Origin of the sequence: Microcoleus sp. Pol11C3 (assembly GCF_036701485.1) — a bacterium.
Taxonomy (GTDB): Bacteria; Cyanobacteriota; Cyanobacteriia; order Cyanobacteriales; family Microcoleaceae; genus Microcoleus.
This window is the reverse complement of the sequence record NZ_JAUBQW010000002.1, coordinates 45,151-60,243: the sequence shown is the minus strand read 5'-3', so window position 1 is coordinate 60,243 and position 15,093 is coordinate 45,151. Positions and strand designations below refer to the sequence as shown.

The following is a 15,093-nucleotide window of genomic DNA, read 5'->3' as shown; positions in this document are numbered from 1 at the left end:
GTTGATTGCAATTTGATACGCCTACTTGTTCCGCATTGTCAGATTATGTTTCAATCCCTGGTAGGGGTTTAGGTTGATTGCAATCGTAGCTAACGCAAATCACAGTCGTCGCATTAATGGTTTCAATCCCTGGTAGGGGTTTAGGTTGATTGCAATACAGTGTTCTAGAAGATTTAGAATTGTACACACGCAGTTTCAATCCCTGGTAGGGGTTTAGGTTGATTGCAATGCAAAAGGGCATTTCTTTATTTTTCGTGATCGTAAGTTTCAATCCCTGGTAGGGGTTTAGGTTGATTGCAATGGTTTCCATAGGCGTTTTGCCCATCTTTCGGGAAGAGTTTCAATCCCTGGTAGGGGTTTAGGTTGATTGCAATGGGAAACCACGATTCCTTTTGTGATTCCATACTTGTTTCAATCCCTGGTAGGGGTTTAGGTTGATTGCAATGAAACTATTTTCAGTGCTTGTATCAGGTTGTTTTGCCTGTTTCAATCCCTGGTAGGGGTTTAGGTTGATTGCAATGTAGCCTTATTCTAAGTGAGGCTACCGTAAGAAGAGTTTCAATCCCTGGTAGGGGTTTAGGTTGATTGCAATATTACAGAAATTGCAAAAAGGCTGAAAAAAAGAGTTTCAATCCCTGGTAGGGGTTTAGGTTGATTGCAATTTAAAGCATTGCCAGTAGCTATATCTGCCAATTTAGATGTTTCAATCCCTGGTAGGGGTTTAGGTTGATTGCAATGAAATTTGCCAAGTACGTCAAGCAAGTCTGGGAGTTTCAATCCCTGGTAGGGGTTTAGGTTGATTGCAATGCTGATTAGTTTTTCCCTCAGTATTGATATTTGGTAAGTTTCAATCCCTGGTAGGGGTTTAGGTTGATTGCAATTCCGATCGAGTGCGCTCAGTAACGCCAACTTTATCTGTTTCAATCCCTGGTAGGGGTTTAGGTTGATTGCAATGTCGCAGTGCTGTTACTTTATTGACATTGACTACGTTTCAATCCCTGGTAGGGGTTTAGGTTGATTGCAATTGCTGGAAGTAAAACTTTTTCTAACTCTGTTACTATGTTTCAATCCCTGGTAGGGGTTTAGGTTGATTGCAATTTAGCACTACAGTAGAAAGCCCTATAATAGCCGGGTTTCAATCCCTGGTAGGGGTTTAGGTTGATTGCAATGCAAATCAGAATCCCGACGCGCACCTTTGAGATTGGTTTCAATCCCTGGTAGGGGTTTAGGTTGATTGCAATGGAACTGCCGATTTTATCCCTGCTTAGCCTATGCGTTTCAATCCCTGGTAGGGGTTTAGGTTGATTGCAATAGGAGATACAGACAGATACATATATATATAGATGGTTTCAATCCCTGGTAGGGGTTTAGGTTGATTGCAATCTCACCCTTACATCTGTAGGTTAGTTCATCTAGTGTTTCAATCCCTGGTAGGGGTTTAGGTTGATTGCAATGGAATATGTTCTCCTTTGGTTAGAGTACAAAAGAGTTTCAATCCCTGGTAGGGGTTTAGGTTGATTGCAATGTTAGATACGGAAGTTATTGTCTTAGTTAAGGAGCTGTTTCAATCCCTGGTAGGGGTTTAGGTTGATTGCAATGACTCCTCTCACGCTGGTTACTGGGGTTATGGTTTTCTTGATGTTTCAATCCCTGGTAGGGGTTTAGGTTGATTGCAATTCGGAAGCTACTTTAATATAGTCCGCCCAGTTTCTTACGTTTCAATCCCTGGTAGGGGTTTAGGTTGATTGCAATTGGGATTTTATTTGCTCGATCTCTTCTTGCCGCTGTTTCAATCCCTGGTAGGGGTTTAGGTTGATTGCAATCAATATTCTGATAAATCGGCTCAACTTTGGGTACGTTTCAATCCCTGGTAGGGGTTTAGGTTGATTGCAATTTGCCTGATGATCCATTCAAGCTAAATTGGCTTGAGAAAAAGTTTCAATCCCTGGTAGGGGTTTAGGTTGATTGCAATGGCAAGACAAAGAGGAAGGAATGATGTCTTATTTGGTTTCAATCCCTGGTAGGGGTTTAGGTTGATTGCAATAAGTGTGGCGCGGAGTGGACTCCATCTGATAAAAGTTTCAATCCCTGGTAGGGGTTTAGGTTGATTGCAATACAGCCGCACAACCGGGAGGCGCAACTGAGCGAGGTTTCAATCCCTGGTAGGGGTTTAGGTTGATTGCAATTCAAATCACACCTTCAGTAAGCGTTGACTAACTTGTTTCAATCCCTGGTAGGGGTTTAGGTTGATTGCAATAAGATGAAAAGTTTTACTAACTCTCGGGAATTGGGTTTCAATCCCTGGTAGGGGTTTAGGTTGATTGCAATATTGAGCGGCGGGGCAGTATTTCTCTCTCGCGTCGTTTCAATCCCTGGTAGGGGTTTAGGTTGATTGCAATCATAATTTAGTTAGTAAGCTATATCTAACAGCTAGGTTTCAATCCCTGGTAGGGGTTTAGGTTGATTGCAATAGTACAGTACAAGACAGATAGAGGGGAGATGCTAACAGTTTCAATCCCTGGTAGGGGTTTAGGTTGATTGCAATCTTTTACTATTCATTCTGAAGTAGAGAAAGGTAGTTTCAATCCCTGGTAGGGGTTTAGGTTGATTGCAATTCAAGAAAAGATAATAGAATGGGTCAATACTGGGTTTCAATCCCTGGTAGGGGTTTAGGTTGATTGCAATAATAAAGGTTAGCAATAAACAAAGCATTATCTACTTTGATTGTTTCAATCCCTGGTAGGGGTTTAGGTTGATTGCAATTTTCTGTTGCCCCCGCCTCTTCAGGCAATTCCAAGACGAATGTTTCAATCCCTGGTAGGGGTTTAGGTTGATTGCAATTGGAGTAGAGATTGCGCGAAAATGCTTGAACATTCTGTTTCAATCCCTGGTAGGGGTTTAGGTTGATTGCAATGGGATGGGAATTTTATGGGGAACATTATATCGTCAACGTTTCAATCCCTGGTAGGGGTTTAGGTTGATTGCAATTCTGAAAATAGTGCAGATTGGGCTAATCCTTCTGGTTTCAATCCCTGGTAGGGGTTTAGGTTGATTGCAATTTCAGCATTCTACTATTCAGTGGGTTATCGTAAAGGTTTCAATCCCTGGTAGGGGTTTAGGTTGATTGCAATCCTTTAAGCCTATTCTGCAAGCAATTGCTGCACTTGTTTCAATCCCTGGTAGGGGTTTAGGTTGATTGCAATGCCCTAGTCCGTATTGATTTAATTTGTATGGAATAAGTGTTTCAATCCCTGGTAGGGGTTTAGGTTGATTGCAATTTTCAGGTTGGCACATTATGGCTCAAGTATCTGTGTTTCAATCCCTGGTAGGGGTTTAGGTTGATTGCAATCCAACAGTTCAAGTATCCACAGAGCAAGTAGCGGGTTTCAATCCCTGGTAGGGGTTTAGGTTGATTGCAATCGATAAACGCGGCTTTAACGCTATCTTTTACAGGTGTTTCAATCCCTGGTAGGGGTTTAGGTTGATTGCAATACGGGGTAAAACTCTCACGCCGTCGCGCCACTCAAGTTTCAATCCCTGGTAGGGGTTTAGGTTGATTGCAATCTGATTCGTCCAAAGAAATCAAGTAGGGAACTGAGTTTCAATCCCTGGTAGGGGTTTAGGTTGATTGCAATTAGTGTCGTATTTTGTGCAACTGCATTTAATGAGTTTCAATCCCTGGTAGGGGTTTAGGTTGATTGCAATCCCAACATTTCTAGAATCTGCTACTGCTGGAGTGTTTCAATCCCTGGTAGGGGTTTAGGTTGATTGCAATATTTCCGGCATAGGGGAAGCCGGCACCGACTCCAGGTTTCAATCCCTGGTAGGGGTTTAGGTTGATTGCAATCTTTAGCAGCTAAGTCAGTTGTTGAAGAATCAAGTTTCAATCCCTGGTAGGGGTTTAGGTTGATTGCAATTTATAAGTAACAGCTAATTTGCCCCTACATCATGTTTCAATCCCTGGTAGGGGTTTAGGTTGATTGCAATGTGCGATCGAGGCAAATAACCCTGTCTCCTAGCCAAGTTTCAATCCCTGGTAGGGGTTTAGGTTGATTGCAATTACCTACTGATTCATTAATCCTAGCACTTGGTTGTTTCAATCCCTGGTAGGGGTTTAGGTTGATTGCAATATTATCGCCAGAAGCTCGATCGCGAGTTTTGGGTTTCAATCCCTGGTAGGGGTTTAGGTTGATTGCAATTAAGGAGGAAATCTGGTGAGCGACTGGATGGAAGGTTTCAATCCCTGGTAGGGGTTTAGGTTGATTGCAATACACCTAGCTAATTTGTTGAACTACCTATATTATGTTTCAATCCCTGGTAGGGGTTTAGGTTGATTGCAATGTTAAAGGAACACGAGGGGATGATTTATCCAGTCAATCGTTTCAATCCCTGGTAGGGGTTTAGGTTGATTGCAATACCCAAACAATCATTCCTGAGAGGGAGCGATCGCGTTTCAATCCCTGGTAGGGGTTTAGGTTGATTGCAATAGACGAGGAAGAATGATTACTGTGGAATATAGCGGTTTCAATCCCTGGTAGGGGTTTAGGTTGATTGCAATACGGCATTAAACCCCCGTCTGCTTACACATCCCAGTTTCAATCCCTGGTAGGGGTTTAGGTTGATTGCAATTGCTAGTAGTGATGTTAGCCGAAGCAATGCCACGTTTCAATCCCTGGTAGGGGTTTAGGTTGATTGCAATCATTTCAGCCCGATCGCTGGCTGACTTTCCTCTGTTTCAATCCCTGGTAGGGGTTTAGGTTGATTGCAATGATGAAGATGAAGCCGAGGAAGAATTAGCAAACTTTGGAGGTTTCAATCCCTGGTAGGGGTTTAGGTTGATTGCAATCCACCGACGCACAAACAGCCGGAACAGAAGAGCGAGGTTTCAATCCCTGGTAGGGGTTTAGGTTGATTGCAATTCAAACAATTGCAGGCAACGCGGCAAAAGTCGGGGTTTCAATCCCTGGTAGGGGTTTAGGTTGATTGCAATCATAATCCCTAGTTAGGATACTGCAACACCATTATTGTTTCAATCCCTGGTAGGGGTTTAGGTTGATTGCAATTGAAGAACAGAGGCAAAGGCTAGAATTGGTTTTCTTAGTTTCAATCCCTGGTAGGGGTTTAGGTTGATTGCAATTTATCTTTGTGTGGCAGGCAATTCAAGCTATTTAAAGTTTCAATCCCTGGTAGGGGTTTAGGTTGATTGCAATTCACCTGATGCAGGCATAAGCACTGTTTATACCTTGTTTCAATCCCTGGTAGGGGTTTAGGTTGATTGCAATGGTGGCAGTTATAATTTTGGAGTGTGGAATCCTCCGTTTCAATCCCTGGTAGGGGTTTAGGTTGATTGCAATTCAAGGTATGCCCACAGGCGATCCGAATCCTTAGGTTTCAATCCCTGGTAGGGGTTTAGGTTGATTGCAATTTTTTATGGTGAAACAGCAGCAGCCGAGGCACTACTCTGGTTTCAATCCCTGGTAGGGGTTTAGGTTGATTGCAATGTAGACATAGCTTAAGCTAATCGCATCATCATTGTTTCAATCCCTGGTAGGGGTTTAGGTTGATTGCAATGCATTTAGAATTGCCGACCTTATGAGTGTTGATTTGTTTCAATCCCTGGTAGGGGTTTAGGTTGATTGCAATCTACAACCTACGCGGCAGGGCTGGCCCTGAAAGCCGACGCATCGGCATGTTTCAATCCCTGGTAGGGGTTTAGGTTGATTGCAATCTAGGAGTAAAATAATATGGGCTATTCTATCGAGGCTGTTTCAATCCCTGGTAGGGGTTTAGGTTGATTGCAATAAGAAGGCACAATATTTCAGTGGAAAACAGGCAAGTTTCAATCCCTGGTAGGGGTTTAGGTTGATTGCAATTCTTATTTAGCAGTGAATGCAATCGCCGAATATCCTTCGTTTCAATCCCTGGTAGGGGTTTAGGTTGATTGCAATTAACAAGTTTTGTGCCTTCTCAAGGTATTAATATGTTTCAATCCCTGGTAGGGGTTTAGGTTGATTGCAATTGTCGGAGGATAAGTCTGGGATTGCCTATGATTCGTTTCAATCCCTGGTAGGGGTTTAGGTTGATTGCAATCGGTAGTTTGCCAGAGGCAATCCCAAAAATTTACCGTTTCAATCCCTGGTAGGGGTTTAGGTTGATTGCAATTTTTAGCACCCGATTCACTAGAAACACAATACTTGTTTCAATCCCTGGTAGGGGTTTAGGTTGATTGCAATTCCATAATTTGCTAATCCTTCTTTTGCTTCATCAGTTTGTTTCAATCCCTGGTAGGGGTTTAGGTTGATTGCAATATTAAGGATTATCAAAGAGGATTTGACTGGATTGTAGTTTCAATCCCTGGTAGGGGTTTAGGTTGATTGCAATGATACTAATGAATTATGTGTTAAGAATTCTGATGCTGTTTCAATCCCTGGTAGGGGTTTAGGTTGATTGCAATTTAATTTTGACTCGCTGAACATTTCCATCCTTATCAACACGTTTCAATCCCTGGTAGGGGTTTAGGTTGATTGCAATAGCAGGTTTCTGGAAGCCTTACTCTATTTGGTTTTCAAGGTTCGTTTGCGATTACCTAAACTAAAAGTATCATTTCAGCCTCTGGGTTGTCAAGGGGCTACCGCCCAAAATCTCTGAAATCATTTCCCAGTAACCATTTCAGCGTTTGCGACGATCGATTTTGACTCCAGACAGGCTCAACCCCTTATCCCTCATAGAATCCAGCCACTTTTTTTCAGGCGCGCTTTTTTACACCTACCCATCGTCGCAAAATACAAAAGAGGAGCCCCGCGACTCCTCTCTGCAAACCCTCCAAACCAGCCTCTCAAACAAAAAACACCGTATTGTCCCTCGGAGGATCTCCACCAATCCGTTCGACCTTACCCTGACAGCAAGCGCACAGAGAATAGAAGCGGATATTATCTCGATCGCACTTAAGGAGCTTACTCAAGCGCGATCGCAACTTAGCATACTGAGTCGGAGTCAGCTCGCACTCAAAAATACTGTACTGTACCCACTGCCCGTAAGACTTGAGAATGCTGTGTATCTTAGTCCGCCGCTTGTCATCGGAAACATCGTAACTCACAACAAAATACATAATAAACCTCCGCGATCGCTCTTATCTGATTACCAAAGGCGGATATTTGTCAATTTCCCCCATCAAATACTTCGCCAACAGCCGCCCCTGAATTTCAAAAGCTTCTTGGTAAGTATGCTGAGTACCCATCACCGGATGCTTAAATTTAGATTGCTTCTTTTCTTCGTACAGGCGCAGAAAAATTTTCAACCCATCCTTAGTCAAAGAAACAGCCCCACTCAACGGTTCAGTTATAAAATCATCAGGACTCAACTGTCCCTTATTTACAGCAGAAAACACCAGCACATCCACAACCAAAGGTCGAAACTCTTCCATCAGATCCAAAGCCAAAGAAGGGCGACCGTAGCGTTCCAAATGCAAGTATCCTAAATAAGGGTCAAACCCTACAATATTTACAGCGCTTTGAACGTCATGTCGCAGCAGCGAATAGCCCAAACTTAACAAAGCATTAACCGGATCGGTTGGAGGACGGCGGCGGCGGGCTTCAAATTGGAATTTTGAGGATTTGATTAACTGGTTGAAACAGCCAAAATAAGCCGCACTGCCAGCCCCTTCCAAGCCTCTGAGAGAAGCGATCGAGTTAGTTTTGTCAAGAGGCGCGATCGCTCCATCCAGCCGCTTAACATGAGATTGCAAATCCAGTTGAGAATCTTCCCGTCCTCGTCGCAATAAAATAGTGCGGTAATTTTTCAGCTTGCCCCGTACAAACCCCCTAACTAAATGTATAGCCATCTCGGATTCCCCTGCTGCTTTCCACTGAGCAGATCTCACAAAAATATTCTTAGTAACTTCAGGCTCCAGCCGCCCTAAATATCGCCCGGTTCCCGTGAGAAAAGTCAAAGGAATGTGACGGCTGAGCAGTTCAAAAACCACAGCAGGCGAGACGGTAGCACGTCCAAAAACAACCACACCATCAACTTTAATTAACGGCACATCCAAAAGATTTTTTTTCTCCGCTTTGACAGTGAGACGTTCGTCGGTTTTGCCAATAAACGCATCATCTTGAGTAATATAAACAGTCCCCATTTTGAACTCTCCTGTGAATAAATTAACTAACTTCCTGATACCGGCTTACCTTCTCAGTAGCTTGCGGCAAACACTGCGAATAAAGGCTGCATCCTTTGCACCGGGGTTTGTAAACAGGGTGGGGGATAATCCCTTGGGTAAAAAGAGCCGTTATAGCAGAAATAGTTGCGATCGCCTCCTGTCTCAAACCCTCAGAAATCTCCACTAATTGCCGCTGGTGCGACTGCGCGTAATACACATATCCAGTCGCAATACTTTTCCCCGTCATCTCCTCCAAACAAAGCGCTTGAGCGCAAACCTGCAACTCATCATTATCCCATTCCCCCTTCCGTCCCCGCTTATATTCCACCGGATACAATTCACCATCCGCCGATTCAATCAAATCCGATTTACCAATGAGTTTGTAGCGTTCCGACTTCAGCCAAATCGCCCGAACCTGCCAAGTTTCATCGCGATTTATCTCGCCCATAGTATGAACGCGATCGTGCAAAGTCGTCCCTTCAATGGTATACTGATTATCCGCAAATTCTCCCGCACAGAACATCCGCCAGCAGCGGTGAGCACAGTAAGAATATTGATTCAGCGAGGCGATCGAAATGTAATCAAAATCGTTCATAATTTTGATGGTTTGTAAGAGATTAGTAATTGGAATTAGCAACAGGCAAGATGCCTGTTCCACAAGAGTTTAGTGTTATTGTGGGGTGGGCATCTTGCCCGCCCTAGAATTCCGGCATCTTGCCCGCCCTCAAAATCCCTTTAACTTTTATTAACAACAATCCGCCTAGTCATCCCCATACCCATCGGTGTTTTCCTTCCCAATCCGCAGTAAAGAGCAAAATCAGCCAAAGCATTGATTTGTTTAATCGCTAACGGCTCCACCTCTCCTAAAATCCGATAGCTAACCTCCCCAACAATCCCGATCAAATTGCTGTGATAATTAGTCACAGCTTCACTTTTGATATTGACAAAAGTAGAAAAAAGTGAATCGAGTAACAGCGGAGAAAATTCCATACCGCTGTACTTATTCCAGCGACTGAGGAGACTGTTAAAAACACATTCTCTCGTCGGCAAAACAGAATCAAATTTGCCTTGACGAAAAGTAGTCGGAGTAGCCAGACTGAACGCAATTAAGCGATTAGTTTCCGAAGCGCGATCGTACAATTGAGAGTAATCGCAAGCATTAGCCCAAGGCTGATCTACTTGGGGCGTTCCGAGAATCTTAGTAATCAGCAAATCAGCGGGGCCCAGATGCCACGGTTTTGAGGGATTGAGATTCAGCCACAGGTGAGTTAATTTGCTGAATAGAGTGTCATCCAAGAGACTAATTCGCCACCAACAGAGGGTATGTTCGGGAATAGGTTGTGAGTGTTCGCATTGCAGAGAATGGTGTTTTTTGAAAGGGCATTTTTTAGTTTGTAAAGGGCTGAGGGTGAAAGCTTTATCTGCTGCGGCTTCGTGGAGGTAATCGCCGAGTTTTTTGTCAACGGAGCTCACGAGGGTAAGGAAGAGGGCGTGCAGGTGTCTTCCCGTTAGGTATCCGGGGGATATTGGGGAGAGGGGAATGAGGTTGAGAACTAGACTGTGTGGCATAATTTAGATTACCCAGAATTCTTGATTGTCAGGACATTTTAAGGTAATGCCAGCGGAGGCGATCGCCAAAATGCCGGATAAACTCGGGAAAAATGTATACTCCTTGGCAGCAAAGCTATCTTCATTTCTCGTTCCCAGGTTTTACCTGGGAACGCATTTCTAGAGGCTCTGCCTCCTATTAATCGGCCCGAAAGCGGTATTCCATACAAGCTGGAATTTTGAGTTTGTCAAACTCGTAATATCGCCCTAGCATTTTGACATTTTGGAGGAGGCTAACCGGAGGCATATTAACCACATCGTAGCTAATCACTTGATGGGAAAATATCACGTCTAAAGGGTTGAGAAGATAGGGAAAGATGAAGTCTGTTTCTGAGGGCGATCGCTTCACTTCTTTCTGTTCTACGATTTCCACTGCTGCTTTGCTCATCCACTTTCCCAAACGTATCCACTTGGCCAGTTTCAGAGATTTCTCTGAGATTAGGAAAAACTCAAATTTGCTTTCCGGCGCAATTTCTTTGGTTCTGCCAAAACTAGGGATATTTTTTTGGGTTTTCTCCATCTCAACGTGATAGTTGTTGTTGGCGTATTTCCAAGTGTTGAGAGTGGAGGAGTGAGAAATAGAACGCCCCGGAGTAACATAAATCCCCTGTTGGTTGAGCGCCGTTAAATGCGGCTCGTATTTAGGAACTTGTTCGGAACAGAAATAGCGATAGGAATGTTCTTCAGAAACGGTGGTGGAATAGATTTCGCTATCCACCAAACCTAGGGCGTAACAAAGCGCGTAATTGTGAATTACCGGCTCAGTTTCGTAAAGTCTCCCTATCTCGCGAGTTGCAAAATAAAGGCTATCGTGCAACTCGATTTGACAGCGGTAAATAAAAGTCATGGTTCTTACTCCGCTGCTGTAGCTCCTGCCTTACCCTTGATATGCTTCTTCGCATAAACTTTCGCCTCGTCATCAGCTTTTTTCAACATCTTTTTGAGTTCATCTTCATTGCCAATAACAGCTTTAACCTCTGTCACTAATGGTGTAAACTTATCCCCAATAAAGTCTTCATGCACGATAAATTCCTCAGACAGTAACGTTTGGATAGCAGCCCTAGCAGCCATAATCACATCATCTTCATTGAGAGGGTTGTTGGAATTAAGTTTATCGTCACCCTGCAATTTGTCGTAAATTGCTTGTGTCCAGCGGAGGTTACTGGTAATTTCGCCGTCGGCAAATACGACACCAATTAACTCATTTCTGACTCTACCTGTGCGAGTAGTTTGAGCGCCATAGTGCCGCGTTCTGAGGATGTTGTTAAAAACATACAAAAAACTAGCTTCTGTAGGATCTTTTAGGGTGACAATGCTAGGAAAGAAAATCTGGGGTTTGATGTGGTCTTGCTGATTGATGCGACTGGTAACTTCCCCAGGTTTGGAACCTGCTTCGCCCTTAGATGCCATTGTGCCATTCTCAAAGGGAGCATTGAGGGTAAAAGTCTCGTGAGATTCGTCAAAAGCGGTAATTGAAAATGCTGTGTCAACTACTACTTTTGATTTTTCGGAACCTGAGTCACCTATCGCAAATCCGTAGATAATGCAATCAGGATTATTCATGGCAAACTTGACATTGTATTCGCAATCTTCAGCGGTCATAAAACCATAGTTACGAAGCAACTCGCGACCGACCAAACGTTCTGGTGTAGATTGCTTGCGCTTAAACATGGTAAGTCGGCTGATAGGTTTTTGGTCTTCAATCCCGGCCCTAACTCGCGCTTTATTCAGTTCTCCATCTGTCTGAAATAGGGGATAAGATTCCGTAACCCGCACAGTCAGAAAGTGTACATATTTACCCATTGGTTTGTAGGGGATGTTAGCGTGGAAAAAATTAGAGTCAACTGTTTTCAAGAAAGGCATGATTTGTGTCCTATGTAAAAATGTTAGTTTTGGAGTTGGCGTGTAGCCTATCAAACAAGAGCTTCAGCTTTAATCTTCACCTTCTTCCTGAGATTCGTCAGGAGATTTGTCATCTCGCGCCCGATTTTCCTTGTCATTCTCTAAACGATAAAGGAATTCGCAGGTATCTCGGATTAGGTTGATTTGGCGGCCGGCTAAACGAGCCCGATCGCCCGCAAAAGATTTCTCAAATACCTCCTCGACAAAGTAGCGACTAAACTCTAAAATTGCGTCTCGTTCTTCCTCCCGCTTGCTGAAAATCCAGCGCCCTTCAGCAGTAGAAGCGTGAACGCGATCCATCAGCTTGGAAACTTCAGCAGCAACAGCTAATACTAAAGATTCATCTTGAAAACTACGATCGGCTTCCAGGATAGTTTTAGAAGCAATATCAATCGGTTTCAGCACAGCATTTGCTTTGGGATTATATCGCTTACTTGCACGGTAAAATCTGCGATACAATTCCGTCAGTTTTTGGGGGTGGTTTAAACTTGATGCGGTTGTCACAGTCAATCGTTCCTCTTCATGATTATAGTGGGCATAAGAGTCAAAGCAAGGGTAAAAATGATAAGCATAAAGCTTAATTTTTTGAATTGAGGCCGTTTCATTTTTCTGTTTGCGAACCCATTGATTTAGGTAGCTAAACACATAAAGCGGGCTGGTTTCAAAATCCTTGGCGAGTTCGGTAAGTTTACCCCAGTTGGAGTCATAACCGGACTTCCCCTGTTTGGCATTAACATCAAGGTGAATCGCATAAGCAGCAGTTAACACATTCAAAGGTGCAGGATAAGATTTGCCGTTTTCTTCCCAACCTTCTAGGATATAGTCGAGGCGGAAGCGATCGCGCTTCGTCAACACCCTAAAAGCTTGGGGTACACTGTCCAGAAATACGCTTTCTTCAAATTCCGCACCGTCGTTAAAAGGCGGAATGGGCGACTCAGAAACCACAGTTTTCACATCCAGAATCATCGGGAAGGCAAATGCTAACCAAGTTGGCATTACCCAGGATTCAGTATCAGTGGCATCTCGGCCGGGGGGAAGCGCCATGAAGTAAAATGTTAGGGGCTGATCTTCAGGATAGGAAAGTTTGAAGGTGCGGTCTTTTCCTGGTTCGATGTTTTCATCTATGAGGAAAGAATCGATGCTTTGGTAGCGATCACGTCCAAAATCAGCTTGCAAATCCTTGCTGATAAAATGATTGCGAATGCTTGTATCAAAGCGGGTTTGAGCAATGCTTGTGTAGGCTTTTTGCAGGAATTTATTTGTCTCTGGCGTGAAGTAGTATGTGGGATAAAAATAGAGATAGCGATATTTGCCATCTTCAAATTTTTTGCCCACAGCTTGAGTTTGATTCATTAAAATTTGCCTCAGCATCATTTCCAAACCCGCAATACTGGAAATATTGCGTTTGGCGTTAGAACCTCCCAACATTTGTTTGTTTGTGTAAACTTGAGGGGTGAACAAAACGGCTGATTCCATTTGTTCTGTTACCGTGTAAGCTGAATGGGAAATCGAACAGATTAACTGTCTTCCTCTACCCTGTTTCTTAGCGAGTTGATAGCGTTCCAATTCATCTAAAAATACGTCACTGGATGCTGTGTCTAATGGTGTATTTCCGGGTAACATGACAACCCGCGCTACCCACAGCCGCAAATCGTCCCAACCGTCGGGCAATTCGTACTGTGAAAGAATGGGTTTAATCATTTGGGAAATGTGGGCGATCGCCTGTTCGCAAACCTCCCGTACATTCTCAATGCCAGGGTGATTTTCTAGGTACTTTGCTGCTAAATAGTACCATTCGTAAGGAACGCCACCTGTATTACCTTTTAGCTTAAGTTCTTTCAGACGTTCATTAATCCGTTGAATTTCTCTCAGGGCGGGCAGATACTCGGACAGTTTCCAAAACTTAGCAATTTCTTCGACAATATCTAGATGAGGTAGTACGGGTAGTTTTTTGTCTTTCTTGCGTGCAGCTTCGATGGTATTAACCTGTTCTCCCCAAATCTTGCGACTCACTAAATCGCCAAGTTCTGCAATCTGGTCAATCCGAATATCGTCGTCAAAATTGAAGTTGTAATCAGCAGATAAAACATCCTGTCTTTGAAACTTGATCAGATTATCGCTGCGACTTTTGGCAACAGAATTTTTCCCTATTTTGAGAATGCGTAAAGTAGCATTTATGGCAACTAGCATTAAATCGGACGCATCAAAAAATAGGTTATAATACTCGGCATATTTCATGCCTTTACCATCTCTGCCAAAGCCTGTTTGTCGCAGCCGCAGTTGTCCGGCGCACAGTTGTTTAATCTTGCTAACTACCCGTTCTGCCAAGTCTGCAATTGAAATAGCAGGAGCATCCGACCGTGCTAGGTAAATTACGCCTGTTGGTAGGTAAAGCAAGGGTTCGTAATAGGTGCGCTCGTCGGTATTCAGCGCTGTATGTACTTCCATTAAAGCATTATTGACAACGTTGGTAAGTACGCCCCTATTTTCCGCGATGCTGTGATAAGTGAATTTTAATTTCCCGTCGCTGAGGCTGTGGATTAATTCGTTTAGCCTGGTATTTTCTGCATCTTGGGGATGTTTGATAATAGATGCTAGGGAATCGGCCAAACAGGTTAAGTCTGAGATACTGCGGAGGGTTCGATCGCGCAAGACTGGATTTAACCCAAATTCGGAAAAATTCCAGTTAGTATCCCAACGGCGCTGAGCGTTGTAAGCAAGGCAGAGCAAATCGTCTATGTATTCTCGATAAGTATCTGGATTGTCGGGATTGATGAAGCTATTTATTCCTAGCTGTCGCACTTTTTCATCAATAATTTGACGGTGCTGTTCTAGCGGTAACTTGCGACAATCTTTGGGGACATCTGGAAATTTTTCAAAGTCGTGGAGAATGAATCCAGCAATTACTAACCGTCGTTCTTGTTCTCCTACGCATCGCTGCACGGTGGTATCGAGTTTTTCTAACCGCTGTTCAATTAAATTAGCGGGAAATAATCCATTTAGCAGGTGAGTATTTAGGGACTGATCGGCTGCATTGTCTCGTCTAACGTTCTCTTTTCCTTTTTGTCGATCGAGTTCGTCGAAAAATTTGCCGCCTTTGGCTGTTACACCAATGGCCACTCGCAGCAGATTTGGCAGTACGTACTCGGCAAAATCTGCCATGACGCGATCGCCTGGATTTTGACTCTGAATGGCTTCTCGCAAGAGTTTGAGGGTTAGTAAGTCGCGAGTTTGAGGTTCGATCGTGCGATCGGACGTTTGAAAGTTTGACCCTAATTCTTCATCTTGCAACCAGTCATCATCTGGATCGTCTGCATCATCCGATCGCTCTGAGTTCAAATTAACTGGGATATCAAATAATGAGAGTTGTTGATACTCTTCATCTGGTTTTTGACGTTTTTTAGCCATTTTATGCCTCTATGTTGTTT

At 43.6% G+C, this 15,093-nt stretch carries 7 protein-coding genes and 1 CRISPR repeat array (1 of these 8 only partly in view); all 7 genes read right to left on the bottom strand.

Annotation, left to right across the window (positions count from 1 at the left end; genetic code table 11):
* Positions 1-6,531: a CRISPR direct-repeat array (repeat unit 37 nt; unit sequence GTTTCAATCCCTGGTAGGGGTTTAGGTTGATTGCAAT) (it extends 252 nt beyond the left edge of the window).
* Positions 6,532-6,835: 304 nt separating this feature from the next.
* The 7 genes from cas2 to cas10d all read right to left on the bottom strand — a co-directional run bounded on the left by cas2 (position 6,836) and on the right by cas10d (position 15,073).
* The gene (cas2, locus tag QUA40_RS01010; protein ID WP_333121065.1) at positions 6,836-7,108 is read right to left on the bottom strand and encodes a CRISPR-associated endonuclease Cas2; all 273 of its coding nucleotides are present in this window, start codon (positions 7,106-7,108) and stop codon (positions 6,836-6,838) included.
* 21 nt (positions 7,109-7,129) lie between these two features.
* Positions 7,130-8,134, bottom strand: coding sequence for a type I-D CRISPR-associated endonuclease Cas1d (cas1d, locus tag QUA40_RS01005; RefSeq protein ID WP_333121063.1), 1,005 nt, complete (start codon positions 8,132-8,134; stop codon positions 7,130-7,132).
* A gap of 22 nt (positions 8,135-8,156) precedes the next feature.
* Positions 8,157-8,750 carry a CRISPR-associated protein Cas4 gene (gene cas4, locus QUA40_RS01000; protein WP_333121062.1) on the bottom strand — a complete coding sequence of 198 codons (594 nt, stop codon included), beginning with the start codon at positions 8,748-8,750 and terminating at the stop codon, positions 8,157-8,159.
* 140 nt (positions 8,751-8,890) lie between these two features.
* Positions 8,891-9,724, bottom strand: a complete 834-nt coding sequence (gene cas6, locus QUA40_RS00995) for a CRISPR-associated endoribonuclease Cas6 (RefSeq protein ID WP_333121060.1) — start codon at positions 9,722-9,724, stop codon at positions 8,891-8,893.
* A gap of 178 nt (positions 9,725-9,902) precedes the next feature.
* Positions 9,903-10,610, bottom strand: coding sequence for a type I-D CRISPR-associated protein Cas5/Csc1 (cas5d, locus tag QUA40_RS00990; RefSeq protein ID WP_333121058.1), 708 nt, complete (start codon positions 10,608-10,610; stop codon positions 9,903-9,905).
* Between the two features lie 5 nt (positions 10,611-10,615).
* Positions 10,616-11,626, bottom strand: coding sequence for a type I-D CRISPR-associated protein Cas7/Csc2 (gene cas7d / locus QUA40_RS00985; RefSeq protein ID WP_333121057.1), 1,011 nt, complete (start codon positions 11,624-11,626; stop codon positions 10,616-10,618).
* 69 nt (positions 11,627-11,695) lie between these two features.
* Positions 11,696-15,073, bottom strand: coding sequence for a type I-D CRISPR-associated protein Cas10d/Csc3 (gene cas10d, locus QUA40_RS00980; RefSeq protein WP_333121056.1), 3,378 nt, complete (start codon positions 15,071-15,073; stop codon positions 11,696-11,698).
* Between the last annotated feature and the right edge of the window lie 20 nt (positions 15,074-15,093).

Bases quoted from the DNA above. Each gene is read 5' to 3' on its own strand.
- cas2 (WP_333121065.1), bottom strand. From the start codon at position 7,108: ATGTATTTTGTTGTGAGTTACGATGTTTCCGATGACAAGCGGCGGACT.
- cas1d (WP_333121063.1), bottom strand. From the start codon at position 8,134: ATGGGGACTGTTTATATTACTCAAGATGATGCGTTTATTGGCAAAACC.
- cas4 (WP_333121062.1), bottom strand. From the start codon at position 8,750: ATGAACGATTTTGATTACATTTCGATCGCCTCGCTGAATCAATATTCT.
- cas6 (WP_333121060.1), bottom strand. From the start codon at position 9,724: ATGCCACACAGTCTAGTTCTCAACCTCATTCCCCTCTCCCCAATATCC.
- cas5d (WP_333121058.1), bottom strand. From the start codon at position 10,610: ATGACTTTTATTTACCGCTGTCAAATCGAGTTGCACGATAGCCTTTAT.
- cas7d (WP_333121057.1), bottom strand. From the start codon at position 11,626: ATGCCTTTCTTGAAAACAGTTGACTCTAATTTTTTCCACGCTAACATC.
- cas10d (WP_333121056.1), bottom strand. From the start codon at position 15,073: ATGGCTAAAAAACGTCAAAAACCAGATGAAGAGTATCAACAACTCTCA.